The 15,034-nt window shown below is 71.8% G+C and carries 16 protein-coding genes; 4 read left to right on the forward strand and 12 right to left on the reverse strand.

All coding sequences use genetic code 11. The features are described from left to right. Positions 1-23: 23 nt before the first annotated feature. From DK427_RS25390 to DK427_RS25425, 8 genes are all read right to left on the reverse strand, one after another. Positions 24-1,055, reverse strand: a complete 1,032-nt coding sequence (locus tag DK427_RS25390) for a YcjF family protein (protein ID WP_109953808.1) — start codon at positions 1,053-1,055, stop codon at positions 24-26. A 20-nt stretch (positions 1,056-1,075) separates the two neighbouring features. Then, positions 1,076-2,482: a YcjX family GTP-binding protein gene (locus DK427_RS25395; protein WP_109953809.1), complete on the reverse strand. Its 1,407-nt coding sequence runs from the start codon at positions 2,480-2,482 to the stop codon at positions 1,076-1,078. Between the two features lie 136 nt (positions 2,483-2,618). Then, positions 2,619-3,770: a hypothetical protein gene (locus tag DK427_RS25400; RefSeq protein WP_109953810.1), complete on the reverse strand. Its 1,152-nt coding sequence runs from the start codon at positions 3,768-3,770 to the stop codon at positions 2,619-2,621. Positions 3,771-3,842: 72 nt separating this feature from the next. Further along, positions 3,843-4,631 carry a histidinol-phosphatase gene (gene hisN / locus DK427_RS25405; protein ID WP_109953811.1) on the reverse strand — a complete coding sequence of 263 codons (789 nt, stop codon included), beginning with the start codon at positions 4,629-4,631 and terminating at the stop codon, positions 3,843-3,845. Between the two features lie 83 nt (positions 4,632-4,714). After that, positions 4,715-6,682 (reverse strand): AI-2E family transporter, encoded by a 1,968-nt coding sequence (locus DK427_RS25410; protein ID WP_109953812.1) that lies wholly within the window; start codon positions 6,680-6,682, stop codon positions 4,715-4,717. A gap of 138 nt (positions 6,683-6,820) precedes the next feature. Further along, positions 6,821-7,579: a LamB/YcsF family protein gene (locus DK427_RS25415; protein ID WP_109953813.1), complete on the reverse strand. Its 759-nt coding sequence runs from the start codon at positions 7,577-7,579 to the stop codon at positions 6,821-6,823. 100 nt (positions 7,580-7,679) lie between these two features. After that, positions 7,680-8,972 carry a nicotinate phosphoribosyltransferase gene (gene pncB, locus DK427_RS25420; RefSeq protein WP_109953814.1) on the reverse strand — a complete coding sequence of 431 codons (1,293 nt, stop codon included), beginning with the start codon at positions 8,970-8,972 and terminating at the stop codon, positions 7,680-7,682. 146 nt (positions 8,973-9,118) lie between these two features. Next, positions 9,119-9,622 carry a pyridoxamine 5'-phosphate oxidase family protein gene (locus tag DK427_RS25425; protein ID WP_109953815.1) on the reverse strand — a complete coding sequence of 168 codons (504 nt, stop codon included), beginning with the start codon at positions 9,620-9,622 and terminating at the stop codon, positions 9,119-9,121. Between the two features lie 157 nt (positions 9,623-9,779). Between DK427_RS25425 and DK427_RS25430 the strand changes: the two genes are divergently transcribed. The 3 genes from DK427_RS25430 to mobA all read left to right on the forward strand — a co-directional run bounded on the left by DK427_RS25430 (position 9,780) and on the right by mobA (position 11,913). Continuing rightward, the gene (locus tag DK427_RS25430) at positions 9,780-10,058 is read left to right on the forward strand and encodes a hypothetical protein (RefSeq protein ID WP_109953816.1); all 279 of its coding nucleotides are present in this window, start codon (positions 9,780-9,782) and stop codon (positions 10,056-10,058) included. Positions 10,059-10,165: 107 nt separating this feature from the next. Next, complete coding sequence (locus tag DK427_RS25435) at positions 10,166-11,299, forward strand: Mrp/NBP35 family ATP-binding protein (protein WP_109953817.1); 1,134 nt, start codon at positions 10,166-10,168, stop codon at positions 11,297-11,299. Next, on the forward strand, positions 11,296-11,913 hold the full coding sequence (gene mobA, locus DK427_RS25440) for a molybdenum cofactor guanylyltransferase MobA (protein WP_109953818.1): 618 nt from the start codon (positions 11,296-11,298) through the stop codon (positions 11,911-11,913). Before DK427_RS25435 ends, mobA begins: the two co-directional genes overlap by 4 nt. Before the next feature lie 289 nt (positions 11,914-12,202). Here the strand turns inward: mobA and DK427_RS25445 are convergent, their stop codons facing one another. From DK427_RS25445 to coaD, 4 genes are all read right to left on the reverse strand, one after another. Beyond that, complete coding sequence (locus DK427_RS25445; protein WP_066923421.1) at positions 12,203-12,661, reverse strand: peptidylprolyl isomerase; 459 nt, start codon at positions 12,659-12,661, stop codon at positions 12,203-12,205. A gap of 94 nt (positions 12,662-12,755) precedes the next feature. Then, on the reverse strand, positions 12,756-13,085 hold the full coding sequence (locus tag DK427_RS25450; RefSeq protein WP_342772538.1) for a hypothetical protein: 330 nt from the start codon (positions 13,083-13,085) through the stop codon (positions 12,756-12,758). Between the two features lie 142 nt (positions 13,086-13,227). Beyond that, positions 13,228-13,776 carry a peptidylprolyl isomerase gene (locus DK427_RS25455; protein ID WP_109953820.1) on the reverse strand — a complete coding sequence of 183 codons (549 nt, stop codon included), beginning with the start codon at positions 13,774-13,776 and terminating at the stop codon, positions 13,228-13,230. Positions 13,777-13,820: 44 nt separating this feature from the next. Next, positions 13,821-14,324: a pantetheine-phosphate adenylyltransferase gene (gene coaD / locus DK427_RS25460; protein ID WP_109953821.1), complete on the reverse strand. Its 504-nt coding sequence runs from the start codon at positions 14,322-14,324 to the stop codon at positions 13,821-13,823. Positions 14,325-14,548: 224 nt separating this feature from the next. On the opposite strand from coaD, the gene DK427_RS25465 reads away from it, so the two are divergent. Next, positions 14,549-14,929 (forward strand): DUF6180 family protein, encoded by a 381-nt coding sequence (locus tag DK427_RS25465; protein ID WP_109953822.1) that lies wholly within the window; start codon positions 14,549-14,551, stop codon positions 14,927-14,929. Positions 14,930-15,034 lie beyond the last annotated feature (105 nt).

Genomic DNA, 15,034 nt, shown 5'->3' on the forward strand with positions numbered 1-15,034 from the left:
TCGAAACCATGACGACCCGCGCCTCAACGGGAGGCGTCGGGGTCCGGCTGGGTCGCCTTGAGGAGTTCGCCCGCTACGTCGGTGAGCTTCGGCGGGGCCTCGCGGGTGAAGGGCAGCGGGCGGCAGACCGCGAGCGCGGCGAGGCCGAAGCGGGCGGTCATCAGGCCGTTCAGCACGCCTTCCCCGAGCTTGGCCGAGATGCGCGCGGCGACCCCCAGCCCCAGCACCTGCTGCAGCATGCTCTCGCCGACCGCCATGCCGCCCGTCACCGTGAGATGGGCGACCGCCGCGCGGGCGAGCCGGATGAAGCCGAGAAAGCCCGGGCGCCCGCCGTAGATCGCCGCGATCCGGCGCAGCAGCCGCACCGCTGCAAAGACCACGAAGGCCACGTCCACGATCGCCCGCGGACTGAGCGCCGTCACCGCCGAGACCTGCTTGGCCGCCGTCGCGATGGCGTTTCGGGCCTGTCGGTCGAGCGGCGCCAGCAACTCGTGCTCAGCGATGCCGATGCGGTCGTCCACGTCGAGGATCGCGTCTCCCAAGGTCGCCAGCCGCTCGCGGCCCGGCGCCAAGGCCGCGCGGTCTGCGTAGAAGGCCGAGAGATCGCGCACCACCCCCTGCGCCGCCGTGTGGTCGCGCGTCGCCAGGGCATCGATCGCAGCCTGGCGCAGATGCTCGATCTTGCGCTCGCGCCAGAGGCCGGAGAGTTCCCGCGCGACGATCGCCAGCAGGGCAAGCAGCGCGAGGCCGAGCAGCGCCAGCGCCACCCAGCCGAGCCAGGGCGCGGTCGCGAACAGGTCCGCGATCAGGCGCTCGACCGAGAGCCCGACCGCGATCGCCACGAGGCCGCTGACCGAGGAGAGCAGCAATGCCCCCCAGGGCGACCGGCGCTTCACCGCGACCGGAACGGGCGTGCCGTCGGCCGCGTCCACGATCTCGAACGGCTCCTCGACGATCCGGACCTGGGACGGCGCGACCGGTTCGGGCGCGACGCCTTCCGGCGCCGGCTGGTCGGAGGGGATGCGGAAGGCGCGCGGGCGCCGCGGGTTCGACATGGTTCAGATCCCGAAAACCGTCACGCCAGCCTGTCGCCGAACAGGAACTGCATAGCCCGGTCCAGCCGGATCTGCGGCAGCTGCCCCGGTCGCCCGAGAGCGTCCGGGCGGATGAGCGGCGGGCGGAAGCGGGGGAAGCGGAGCGAGCCCGGATCGACCGCGCCCTCCAGCACCGCCTCCGGCCGGGCCGGCAACTCGCCCGGGAAGACCGCGGCCTCGCTCGTCCCGTCGAAGACCTCGCCGTCCACCACCTCGCCGGCCTCTGGCACGCCGGCGACCGCGCGCAGGCTCTCAGAGCCGTCGTGGACCGTGGTCTCCCGGGTCGCCCGCACGGAAGCGAGCGCCACGGTACCGACCCGCGCGCCCGCGGCCTCGGTCCGGCGCATGGCGCGCGAGACGAGCAGGCGCAGCAGCGCGTCGAGCCGGTCGTGGCTCGTCTGGTGGAGATGGTCGGCCTTGGTGGCGGCGAACAGGATCCGGTCGGCCCGCGGCGCGAAGAGGCGGGAGAACAGGGTGTTGCGCCCGATGTTGAGGCTGAGCAGCACTGCGTCCAACGCCTCCTCCAGCTCGGCGACCGCGGTCGGGCCGGCATCGACCGCGGCCAGCACGTCGACCAGCACGATCTGCCGATCGACCCGCTGGAAATGGTCGCGGAAGAACGGCACCACCACCTTCGCCTTGTAGGCCTCGAAGCGACGCTGCATCAGCCCGGCGAGGCTGTCGGGCGCGATCGTCTCCGGCAGGTTGTCGATCGGCGCGAAGGTAAGCGCGGGCGAGCCCGCGAGGTCGCCCGGCATCAGGAATCGGCCCGGCGGCGTGGTGGCCACCGCCTCCGGCCCGTTGCGGAGCGCCGCCAGATAGGCCTTGAACGCGTCGCTCGCCCGCTCGGCCAGAACCTCGTCGAGCGGCGCGTTCGGGTCGAGGGTCGCGAGCAGGGCGAGCCAGGGCGCGGCGATCTCGGCACGGCCGGCCCGGCGGGTGCCGTTGATCGTGGCGCGCGACCAAGCGGTGTAGTCCTGCTCGATCAGCGCGAGGTCGAGCAGCCACTCGCCCGGGTAGTCCACCACGTCGAGCATCAGGGTGCCGGGGCCCGAGCGCCAGCTTCCCGCCCGCTCGTACTCGATGGCGAGGCGGAACTGGCTGATCCGGTCGGTCGAGCGCGGCCAGAGCCGGCGTTCGGTCAGGGCGGCGAAATGGTCCTCGAAGGGGAAGCGCGGCACGTCGTCGTCGGGCTGGGGCACGAGCCGGGCGCGGCGCAGCCGCCCCTCCTGCGCAGGCGCGAAGGCCGGCAGCGCGTGGGTCTCGGTGAGGTGGTGGATCAGCGCGGTCGTGAAGACCGTCTTGCCCGAGCGCGCCAGCCCGGTCACGCCGAGCCGCAGCGTCGGCTGGACCAGGAGATCGCCCGACGCCTCGGCGAAAGCCCGCATGGCGGATCCGGCACGGGCGGCGAGGTCGGTCAGGGACACGGAGACTCCCGGGTCGAGCGGTGTGGGTGGGGACCTTGGACGCGCTGAGGTGGCGCGGCGTCCGGGTAGGCGCAAGGCCCGGCCGCGCGGCCTGCGCTCAGTTCGCGGCCTCGGCAGTCGCTGTGGCGGGCGCCTGCGGGAGCCGGGCGATTGCCGAGCGCACCAGTTCGGCGGAGGCCCGCATCGTGCCGAGCTCCACCTTCGACATCGCCAGCATGACGGGTTCGAGGTTCGGGCCGGGACGGCCCTCGGCGTCGAAGAGCTTCAGGTCGTCGTCGGCCTTGAGCCCGACGCTGCCCGCGATGGCCGCCGCGTAGTTGCCGATGCGCGCGGTGTCGCCCGAACAGATCGGGGCGGGCGCCCGTAGATCGGAGAGGGCGAAGCCCGGCGCGAGCAGCGGCAGGGTGGCGGATTCGGCGACGAGCTGGGTCGGCGGCGGCGTGCGCCGAGCCAGCAGCGCGGCCGGGTCGTCGGCGCCGCGAAACGGGGGCGGGGTCGGTTTCGGAGCGGCGGCCAGGCTGACGGCCACGTCCCGGATCGGCCCGGGTGCCGCGCCCGGTCGGCGCCCCGGATGGCCGGCCATGCGGGCGAGCGGCGACCAGGGCTGCACCCGCAGGGCCGGGCGAGCGGCGATGCGGCCTGCGGCGACGGGGCGGCGCGCGGCGACCGCCTTTCGCGGGGCGCCGCCGCGCAGGTGGCGGGCGAGATAGCGGGCGCGCAGCGTCTGTCCCAGCCCGCGTGTCGTCAGGCCGGGCGCGGTCGCGGCCGGCGACCTGGCCGCCGGAGCGCGCGCGGCCACCGGCGCCGGCCCGCACTCGGCCGGCGCCCAGCGGCGCACGATCGCGAGCGCGGTGCGGCGGTCGTAGGTCCGGTAATAGCGCCGCAGGAGGTTGGCGGCGGCGTCCGCCCCGTCGGCGGCGCTGGCGAACCCCGTATGGCCCTCGGCATCGCCGCCGATCTCGCCCGGCCAGCGGGCGCGCTTGATGCACCAGTAATTGTTGAGCTTCACGCAGCGGGCGACGAAGGCGGGGTCGCTCGCCGAGAGCCGGGCGACCAGGGCGAGCGAGGCCGGCAACAGCGACTCGCCCGTCTGGCTGCGCCAGTTCGTGACCGCGCGGGCGGCGGCCTCGTAGCGCGGGGCCTCGGCGGTCACGGGAGCCGGCAGCGCCGCCCCGGTGGTCAGCCGCTCGGCGCCGGCCTCGATCCGCGGCACGAGCGTGGTCAGGACCATGAGGGCGGTGAGCAGCACGGGCGGGCGGGATCTCGGCGGCGGGTAGCGGGGAAACGGCCGAGTTGCCGCAACGGTTCAGATGGGCGCGCCCTACGCTCCGAGCCGCCTCAGCGCCGCCTCGTGCAGCCGCGGGTCGCCGGCCGCGACGATGCGGCCGCCCTCCGTTGCCGGACCGCCGTCCCAGTTCGTGACCACCCCGCCCGCGCCCTCCACGATCGGGATCAGCGCGACGATGTCGTAGGGTTTCAGCCCGGCCTCGACCACGAGGTCGATCTGGCCGGCGGCGAGCATGCAGTAGGCGTAGCAATCGGTGCCGTAGCGGGTCATGCGGACCTGATCCTGCACCGCGCGGAAGCGCTCGGCCTCCTCGCCCTCGGCGAAGAGGCGCGGATCCGTAGTGGCGAGCAGCGCCGCCGAGAGGTCGGCGCAGCGGCGTGTGCGCAAGGTGCGCTCGCCCGCCGGGCCGCGCAGCTTCGCGCTGTGCCCGTCGCCGGTGAAGCGCTCAGCCAGGAAGGGCTGGTGCATCAGGCCGCGCACGGCCGTCTCGCCCTTCTTGAGGCCGATCAGCGTGCCCCAGGTCGGCAGGCCGCTGATGAAGGCGCGGGTCCCGTCGATCGGGTCGAGCACCCAGACACACTCGGCGTCGAGCCGCTCCGAGCCGAACTCCTCGCCGAGGATCCCGTGGCCCGGGAAGGCGTCGCGGATCATCCGGCGCATCACCACCTCGGCGGCGCGGTCGGCCTCGGTGACGGGATCGAAGGGCGCGCCGCCGCGGGCCTTGTCGTCCAGCCCGAACTGCGCCCGGAAGAAGGGCAGGATCGCCCGGCCCGAGGCGTCGGCGAGGTCGTGCATGAACCGGCCGAGTTCGACGACGCTCATCGGTTCCTCCGCCTGACGGCCACACGCGTGGACTAGACGAAGCCGGTCCGGGCCCGCGCCGTCAAGTCCCCGTCGGAGCCCAGTCAGGCCTGCGCGGTCGCGAGGGCCGGCGCATCCCGCTCGGGCCGCTCGGGCGCTCCGTCCTCCCGCACCATGCCGACCACCGCCTCGACCGCACCGCGCAGGGTGGCGACGTGCATCTCGGCGGGAATCGCAGTCGGCGCGGTGGCGACGTCGTCCGTCTGCCAGAGGCCGACGAGGAGCGGCACGTCCGGCAGGCGCTGCCGCAGCCGCCGCGCCAGACGGCGCAGATGCGTCGGCTCGCCCGCGATGGCCAGCGAGACGATGCAGACGAGGCAGGCCGGACCCGGCTCGAAGGCGTCGATCTTCGCGCGGGCCAGGTCGGAGAAGGACACGACGCGGGTGCCCATCCCGCGCTTCGCCAGGAGCTGCGCCAGGATCGCGGCGGCGGCCTCGTCGAGGAAGCCGCGGCCGGCCACACACAGCACCGCGCCGGGCCTGGTCCAGGCCTCGGGCAGCGTCGCGGGCTTCGGCGCGAACGGGGCGCCGTCCTGGCGATCACAGACGCCGTCCCCGCTCCCCTTCGGCGCATCCTCCGGCGCCGCGTCGTCGCGGTCGGCGAGTTCGTCGATCAGCTCGGTCACGCTCTCGCGGATGGCCGATTTCTGCTGGACGGTGAGCACGCCGCGCGCGGCGTCCCGGGCCGCGAGCTCCAGCCCCTTCACCACCACGCTGTCGTAGTAGGCCGAGAGCGAGCACCCGGCGAGGATCAGGTCGGCGTGCTCCTGCGCCTCCTCCGGGTCGTCGGCGAGGATGCGCTGGTAGAAGTTCTCGACCGGGGTGAGAGCCGGGGTGTTGCCGAACAGCACGTCGAGGAATTCGAGCTTGTCGACGTGGCGGCCGAGTACGACGAGGCAGACGGTGAGCGGCGTCGACAGCAGGAGGCCGATCGGCCCCCAGAGCCAGGTCCAGAACAGGGCCGAGACCAGCACGGCCAGCGGCGAGAGCCCGGTCGAGTGCCCGTAGAGCATCGGCTCGAAGAGCTGGCCGACCAGGGGCTCCAGCACCACGAAGAGCAGCCCCGTGGCGATCAGCATGTTCCAGCCGGGATCGACCGCCGCCGCCAGCGCCATTGGGAACAGGGCACAGAGAAACGCCCCGATATAGGGAACGAAGCGCATCAGCGCGGCGAAGATGCCCCAGAGCACGGGGCTCGGCACGCCGATGAGGTAGAGCCCGACGCCGATCGCGATGCCGAAGCCGGCATTCAGCGCGAGCTGGGCGACGAAGTAGCGGCTCAAACGGCGCGCGGCGTCGTCCATCGCCACCGTGGTGCGGTGCAGGTCGCTGGAACCGGCGAGCCGGATCATGCGGTCGCGCAGATCCTCCCGCTGCATCAGCACGAAGATCAGCACCACCACGACGATGCCGGCGGTGGCCAGCGGCTGAAGGGCGGGCGAGAGGAGCTTCTCGGCGGTCTCCAGCGGGCCCGGCATCGGCTGGCGCGTCTCGACCACGACGGGCTTCGGCGCGGGCTCGGCGCCCGGATCCGCGGCCGGGTTGTCCGCCTGCTTGTCGCCGTGAGCGGGCGCGCCCGCCTCGTGGATCGCGCGCCCGATCCCGGCGACGTACTCGGTGATCCGGCCGACCGGACTCTCGCGCAGGCCCTCGACCTTGCGCTCGATCGTGGCGCGATAGCGCGGCACGTCGCCCGCGAGGTCGGCGACCTGCACGCCGATCAGGGTGGCGAGCGCGGCCACGACGCCCATCGTCAGCAGCACCGTCAGCCCAACGGCGACGAGCCGGGGGAATCGGATCCGGCGCAGGAAGTGGACGAGGGGCCCGAGCACGAAGGAAAGCAGCAGTGCGATCGCGATCGGGATGAGGATCTCGCGGCCGAAATACAGTCCCGCGATGATCACCGCGGCGATGACCACCGGCGAGGCCATCGCCGCGCGCGGGGTCTCGGCCGCGGCGATGCGGGTCGGCCGCGGCGGGATCAGCGGCCCCTCTCGTGTCATGCTCGCCATGCCGTGTGCCTGCCCCGGAAAACGCGACGCCTGGGCGCGGGCTCCGGTCGCGCCGCACGGGGAACCCCGAACGCCGCCGAAACGATCCCTCCGGAGACGGCAAAGCTCACGCGGGCGTGAGTGCGAAAGGCCTGAGGGTCAGGGAGCGAAGGGTTTCAGGGCGTGTCCGGCCGCCTCCAGCGCGCGGCGGACCGCGCGGGCCGTGGCGACCGCGCCCGGGGTGTCGCCGTGGACGCAGACCGTGTCGATCGCGACGGGCAGGCGCTTGCCCGAGACCGTGGTGACCGCCTCCTCCCCCACCATCGCGGCGACGCGGTCGGCGGCTTCCTCCGGATCCTCGATCACGGCGCCGGGGAGCGCCCGGGACGCGAGCTGCCCATCATCGGCGTAGGCGCGGTCGGCGAAGACCTCGCGGGCGACGGCGAGCCCCACATCCAGTGCCGCCCGCTCCGAGGGCAGGCCCGGCATCACCACGAGGACGAGGCGCGGATCGACCCCATGCACGCCGCGCGCCACCGCGGCGGCGACCTCGTCTTCCGCGTTCTGGAGGTTGTTCAGGGCTCCGTGCGCCTTGACATAGGTGACGCGGTGCCCGCCGAGTGCCGCGCAGGCCTGGAGCGCGCCGACCTGATAGGCGACGAGGTTCTCGATCGCGCGCTCGCCGAGGCGCACCACCCGGCGTCCGAAGCCCTGAAGGTCGGCGAAGCCCGGATGGGCGCCGAGCGCGACGCCGCGCGCCAGCGCCGCTCGCGCCGTCGCCACCATGATGTCGGGATCGCCCGCATGTAGTCCGCAGGCGACGTTGGCCGAGGTGACGACGTCGAGAATCGCCGCGTCGTCGCCCATGCGCCAGGGTCCGAATCCCTCCCCGAGATCCGCGTTGAGGTCGATGTGCATCACCGGGCTCCGTATCGAGGATCCTCGCGGCCGAACGGCGCCGGTAAACAAGACCGCAGGGCCCGCACCGGATCCGCGACGGGTCTGTGCGCCAGCCCGCTCAGACCACCACCGGCAGCTCGGCCTGCTCCGCCACGCCGAAGACGCGCTTGTAACGGTCTACCTGCGCCGCCGGTCCCTGCGCCTTGCTCGGGTTGTCGGAGATCTTCACGGTTGGGTAGCCGTTCGCCTCCGAGACCTTGCAGACGATCGAGATCGGGTCGAGGCGGCCGTCCGGGACGAGGCCGCGGAAATCGTTCGTCAGCAGCGTGCCCCAGCCGTAGCCGATGCGCATGCGCCCGTGGAAATGGGCGTGGATCGCCTCGATCGTGCCGATGTCGAGCCCGTCGGAGAAGATCGCCAGCTTCTCGCGCGGGTCGCAGCCGCGGGAGCGCCAGAAGGCGATGACCTCCTCGCCGCCCTCGATCGGGTCCTTCGAGTCGATGCGGATGCCGGTCCAGGCGCTGATCCAGTCGGGCGCATCCTTCAGGAAGCCGGTGGTGCCGTAAGTGTCGGGCAGCGCCACCAGCAGGTTGCCCTCGTAATCCTGCTGCCAGTCGCGCAGCACCGCGTAGGGCGCCTGGGCCAGAGACGCGTCGTCGGGACTCAGCGCCGCGTAGACCATCGGCAGCTCGTGGGCGTTGGTGCCCACCGCCTCCAGCTCGCGCCGCATGGCGATGAGGCAGTTCGAGGTGCCGGTGAAGTGGGGCCCGAGCCCCTCCTGCATCGCCTGCACGCACCAATCCTGCCAGAGGAAGCCGTGGCGCCGCCGGGTGCCGAAATCGGCGATCGAGAGATCGGGCAAGCGGCGCAGGCGCTCGATCTTCTCCCAGACCCGGGACATGGCGCGGGCGTAGAGCACCTGGAGGTCGAAGCGGCCCATGCCGCGCAACGTCGCGCGCGAGCGCAGCTCGTTGAGGATCGCGAGGGCCGGCACCTCCCACATCGTGGTCTCGAGCCAGGAGCCGTGGAAGCTCAGCTCGTACTGCCCGTCGCGGACCGCGAGTTCGTATTCGGGGAGGCGGAAATCCTCGAACCAGGCGATGAACTCGGCCGAGAGGATGCGGCGCGTGCCGTAGAAGGCATTGCCGCGCAGCCACGTCGCCTCGCCGCGCCCGAGGCGGAGCGAGCGGGCGTGGTCGAGCTGCTCGCGCAGTTCCCCCGCATCGACCGCCTCCGCGAGGCGGACCCGGCTCGTGCGGTTGTGGATGCCGAAGGTGACGGAGACGTCGGCGTGCCGGCGCAGGATCATCTGCGCCATCAGCAGCTTGTAGAAATCCGTATCGAGCAGCGACCGGACGATCGGGTCGATGCGGAAATTGTGGTTGTAGACCCGCGTCGCGAGATCGGACATCGGTCGGGATCGGCTCCGTCCGCGGGCATGGGAACGCCCGCGGGCGCAGGGCGCACGCGGGCGGCACAGGAGTCAATGGGCCTGCGGGCGCGAACCTGTACAGGTTCGCCAGAACCGCGACGGCTTTGCCCGGCCCGCGATCGGACTTAAGCCAGATCGACCTTCTTCACCTCTGTCTTCGGGCTCTCGCCGGTGAGCGTGGCCTTCAGGTAGCCGTAGAGGTGCACCATCGTGCTGTTCGGGCTGTCCCAGTACTCGCCCTTCTCCGGATGGACGCGGATCAGCGCGACCTCGGGGTCGTCCTTGCCGTTGGGGAACCAGGTCTTCAGGCTCTCTTGCCACTTCTCGTCGATCTTGGCCCGGTCGCGCACGATCTCCGCCTTGCCGGCGACCGAGACGTAGTTCTGGCTCGATGGGTCCGAGTAGGCGAGGTTGATCTGGTTGTCGCGGCTGATCTCGGTCGTCTTGGGCGAGTGCAGCTTGGTGAAGAACCACAGGTCGCCGTTCTCGTCGGCGTCGTTGTTCCACATCGGCCGGCTGTTGAGCGTGCCGTCGGAATCGACGGTGGTCATCATCGCGATCTTCACGTCCTTGATCAGGTCGAAGAGCTTCTTCGCGCCCTCGTGGTCGCGGTGGTTGCCCTGATGCATGGAATCCCGTCTCCTACACGTCGCTTCGGTCGGTCCGGGCGGAAGGATCGCACGCGCCGGTCTGCGCGCCGCGGCACCCCCGCCTGAAGGCTGCCCCGACAACGGACAAGTGCCGGCTTGGTTCAGCTCCGGCGCGAGAAGGGAAGAGGATATCCGCATGCGGCGCTCAGCCCAGGTTCTCGTCCTCGCCGCACTGTCCCTCGCAGCAGGTCCGGCCGCCGCCGAGGTGCGCTTCGGCCCCGGCGTGCGCATCGGCGGGCACGATGTCTCGAACCGCCGCTACCGCAGCGTCCACATCGAGCGGGTGCGGCGCCTGCCGGGGCCGCCCGGCTGCCGCCACGTCCGGAACGGGTTCTACCGGCGCGGGGACGGGAGCGTGGTGCGCGGGCCGATGGAGCGCTGCAACCTCGTGGCGATCCCGCCGCATCGGCGCTGAACCCGCCGCCCCCAAGGCGCCGGGGGGTCTGGTGTTCCGGGCGCGCTCGGTTACATGCAGGGGACCTTGCAGGTGGCATACCTGCCCGCTCCATCGGGAGAACGACCTTGGCGATCAGCCGCGACGACGTGATGAAGGCGCTGACCGGCGTGGCGGTGGACGCCGCCGGCACCACGCTCACTGGCTCCGGCCGCCTCTCGCAGGTGGTGGTCGACGCGAACAACCGCGTGATGTTCTCGATCCTGATCGATCCGAGCGAGGCCGAGCGGTTCGAGCCGGTGCGCCGCGCCGCCGAGGGCAAGGTCCTGTCGATCCCCGGCGTCTCGGGCGTGTTCGCGAGCCTCACCTCGGAGCGCGGCCCGAACCATCAGGCGCAGAGCGGCGCCGCGCCCCGGCCCGTTCAGCCGCCGCGCCCCGGCGCGCCCCCGAACCAGGGCCCGCAGCTACCCGGCGTTCGCCACATCGTGGCGGTGGCCTCCGGCAAGGGCGGCGTCGGCAAGTCGACCACCGCCTGCAACCTCGCGCTGGCGCTCAAGGCGCAGGGGCTGAAGGTCGGCCTGCTTGATGCCGACATCTACGGTCCCTCGGTGCCGAAGCTCTTCGGTCTCTCCGGCAAGCCGAACGTGGTCGACAACCGCTCCATGGAGCCGATGGAGGGCTACGGGCTCAAGGTCATGTCGATCGGCTTCCTGATCGAGCCCGAGACGGCGATGATCTGGCGCGGGCCGATGGTGCAGTCGGCCATCACCCAGATGCTGCGCGACGTGCTCTGGGGTGAACTCGACGTGCTGCTCGTCGACATGCCGCCCGGCACCGGCGACGCGCAGCTCACCATGGCGCAGGCCACGCCGTTGTCGGGCGCCGTCATCGTCTCGACACCCCAGGACCTCGCGCTGATCGACGCGCGCCGGGGCGTCACCATGTTCAAGAAGGTCGCGGTGCCGATCCTCGGCGTGATCGAGAACATGGCGACCTTCGTCTGCCCGAATTGCGGCCACGCCTCGCACATCTTCGGCCATGGCGGCGCCCGCCAGGAGGCCGAGCGCCTCGGCGTGCCGTTCCTCGGCGAGGTGCCGCTCAACATGACGATCCGCGAGACCTCCGATTCCGGCCGCCCCGTGGTGGCGACGGATCCGGACGGGCCGCAGGCCCGTGTCTACCGCGAGATCGCCGCCAAGCTCTGGCAGAACCTCTCGGGCGCAGCCCCCGGCCGGGCGGCTCCGAAGATCGTGATCGAGTGAGCGCGTCCGTCCTCGGCCTGATCCTGGCCGGGGGCCGGGCGCGGCGGATGGGTGGGGGCGACAAGCCCCTGCTCGAACTCGGCGGGCGCACGCTGCTCGCGCGGGTGGCCGAGCGGCTCGGGGACCAGTGCGGGGCCGGGCTGGCGCTCAGCGCCAATGGCGACCCGGCGCGCTTCGCCGGCTTCCCGGGCCCGGTCCTGCCGGACACGGTAGCGGACCAGCCGGGCCCGCTCGCCGGCATCCTGGCGGGATTGGAGCACGCTGCCGCGCGGGGGATCGAGGCTGTCGTCAGCGTCTCGGGCGACGCACCGCTCCTGCCGGAGGATCTGGTGGCGCGGCTGATGGCGGTGCGCCCGGAGGTCGGCATCGCGCTGGCGGCTTCGGGCGAGCGGCGGCACTACACGATCGCCCTCTGGCCGGCGGCGCTGCGGGACAACCTCCAGTCCTATCTGGGAAGCGGCGAGCGCCGAGTCGGCGGCTTCATCGCCCGCCACCCGGCGGAGGCGGCCTCCTGGCCGGTCGAGCCACTGGACCCCTTCCTCAACATCAACACGCCGGAGGATCTGGCGGCGGCGGAAGCCGCGCTGGCCATGTCCGCTCCGCGTTCGAAATGAGACGGCCCCCTCGACCGACAGCGGATCCGAATCCCCTCTCCCCGCTTGCGGGGAGCGTGGCAAGGCGGCGCATCGATCCCGCAGGGATCGACCCGAGGGTGAGGGGGCTTGTCCGAAAGAGATTCTACCTGAACCGCCCTCTCACCCCCGCGTCGATCCCTGCGGGATTGATCGCTCGGCTCGCCCCCGACGAGGGGGGGCCGCCCCTCTCCCCGCAAGCAGGGAGAGGGGAAGCCGCGGATCCGAACAGATCATCTCAATGACAGACGGCATCAGATAAGGACGCGGCCTACGCCGCCCCGACCGTCGCCTTCACGATCTTGTCCGGCGAGCGCGGGGGCTCGCCCTTGTTGATCGTGTCGACCACGTCCATGCCCTCGATGACCTTGCCCCAGACCGTGTACTGACGGTCGAGGAAGCGGGCGTCGTCGAAGCAGATGAAGAACTGCGAGTTGGCCGAGTGCGGGAAGTTCGTGCGGGCCATCGAGCAGGTGCCGCGCACGTGCGGCTCGGCGTTGAACTCGGCGTTGAGATCGGGGAGGTCCGAGCCGCCGGAGCCCGTGCCGGTCGGGTCGCCGGTCTGGGCCATGAAGCCGTCGATCACCCGGTGGAACGGCACGCCGTCGTAGAAGCCCTGGCCGGCGAGCGTCTTGATGCGCTCGACGTGGTTGGGCGCCAGGTCGGGGCGCAGGGCGATCACCACGCGGCCCTTGGTGGTCTCGAGGACGATCGTCTCGTTGTCTGCCATGTCGTTGCTCTCCTAGTGGAAAATAGTCCCGATCGTGTGGCCGTGTCCTGCCACGGCCTAACCCGATCCGCGGGGTCGCGGCAAATCGGGAGGGTCATCGGTCGCTCCGGCGAACGAGGCGCAGGCCGATCGGCCGGCCCGCGATGGAGCGGCCGAGATCCGGCGTGATCCGCGCCGGGGTGCAGGCCTCGAGCGCCCGCACCGTCGTCCGGGCGAGCCGGGCGCGGCCCTCGCCCGTCACCCCGCTCGCGTAGACGATGCGCGGCGCCGAGATCAGGCTGCCGTCCCGCCGCAGGGCGAAGCGTGCGGTGACCTGAACCTCGCCGTCGCCGAGCCCGGCGGGCGGCCGCCAGCAGGCGGCGAGCACCGGAAAGAGCTGGGGCAGCGTCCCGGCCGGCGCCGCCGGAGCCTCGGCGAGCGGCACCGCGACGGTGCCGCGCAGCGTCTGCGGCAGGCTGAGCGGCGGCCCCGGCGCTCCGTAATAGGAGGCAGCGGCCGTGCCCGGAAGCGCGGCCAGCAGCGCGAGCGCGAGGGCCGTGCGCCTGGGATCGAGCCCGGCGATCGGCCTACCGGGCCTTCGTGGCCAGCTCCATCTTCACGATCTTGTCCGGGTCCTTCACCGAGCCGTTCTCGCTCTTGGAGCCCTTCTTGATCTTGTCGACGACGTCCATCCCGTCCGTCACCACGCCGACCACCGTGTAGTTGTTGTTCAGGAAGGTCGCGGGCGCGAGGCAGATGAAGAACTGGGAATTGGCGGAGTTCGGGTCCTGCGAGCGGGCCATGCCCACCGTGCCGCGCAGGAAGGGCGTCTGCGTGAACTCGGCTGGGATGTTCGGAAGCTTCGAGCCGCCGGTGCCGTTGCCGTTCGGGTCACCCGTCTGAGCCATGAAGCCGTCGATGACGCGGTGGAACTTCAGGCCGTTGTAGAAGCCCTGGGAAACGAGCGTCTTGATCTGCTTGACGTGCTTGGGCGCCAGATCCGGCCGCAGCTCGATGGTGACGCGCCCATCCTTGGTGTCGAGGTAGACGGTGTCCGGCCCGGCGGCCTGGGCGGCGGAGCCGAGGCCGAGGGTGGCGGCGAGCGCGAGCGCGCCGAGGGCGGTGCGACGGTTCATGCGTGGCATCTCCGGTTCGTCTTGGGAAATCGGGAGTTTGGAAATCAGGACCTCTCGGCGAAGCGCGCGGCGAGGCGCGCCGCCACGGGCCCGGGCACGAAGGGGGCGACGTCGCCGCCCATCTGGGCGATCTGCCGGACGAGGGTCGCGGTGATCGGCCGGACGGGGGAGGAGGCCGGCAGGAACACGGTCTGGACCTCGGGGGCCATCGCGCCGTTCATGCCGGCGAGCTGCATCTCGTAGTCGAGGTCGGTGCCGTCGCGCAGACCGCGGATGAACAGGGTGGCGCCGCAGCGCCGCGCCGCCGAGACCGCGAGGTCGTCGAAGCTGGCGATCTCCAGCTCCGCGCCCTCGGCCCGCGCCAGCGGCCCGCAGGTCTCGCGCAGCAACGCGGCGCGCTCCTCGGCCGTGAACAGCGGCGTCTTGCCCGGATGCACGCCGATGGCGATCACGAGGCGCGACACCAGCCGGCAGGCCTGGCGCACGACGTCGAGGTGGCCGTTCGTCACCGGATCGAAGGAGCCGGCGTAGAGGGCGGTGCGAGTCATCGCGACCGCCCTAGAGCATTTTTTCGGGAAACGGAACCGCGGCGGCCGGACCAGCGCCGAACACAGGATCCGATGCACGACGGGAGACGGTGTGGCGCGGTGGTCAGCCGTGCGAGGCCGCGCAACGCCGGCCCGGGCCGACGACGGACGGAGAAGGATCTGGGCTTTTCAAGCCTCGGCCTATAGAGGTCCAGGCGCGGATGATGCAGACAGGAAGAACCCGAATGAAGATGATGTCGACCGTCGGCGGAGTGATCACCCTCATCGCGGCTTCAACAATCGGCGCCCGCGCGAACGACGACTTCAAGTTAGAGTATCGTATCGAGCGGATCGATGCCGGCAGGTTGAGCGTCGGCCGATGCACGGAGACTCTGCGACGGACAGCACAGGAGAACAGCATTCCTGTCGCGGTGTCGGATCCTCGGGATGAGGCGGTCGTTATCTCGGGCGGCCCACGGGACGGCAAAGGCGCGATCATCGCCTACTGCATCGCAGCGGGAGACAAGACCGTCTACGTGGTGCAAGGGATCGGCTACAGAGCCGGCACTGCTGCAACAGCGTTCGCCGACAAGGCGCATGCGGATCTACTCAAGGCGAGTCAGTAAAGGCTGATCGAGATCGAGCGACAGGTCGTTCGGCAGCTGAGAATCCGCGGATCACGTCGCCAAGCGGGTCGGGCCACGCGATCCAACGGAGTTCTACCGCGGGCA

It is taken from the genome of Methylobacterium radiodurans (assembly GCF_003173735.1).
Lineage (GTDB): Bacteria > Pseudomonadota > Alphaproteobacteria > Rhizobiales > Beijerinckiaceae > Methylobacterium > Methylobacterium radiodurans.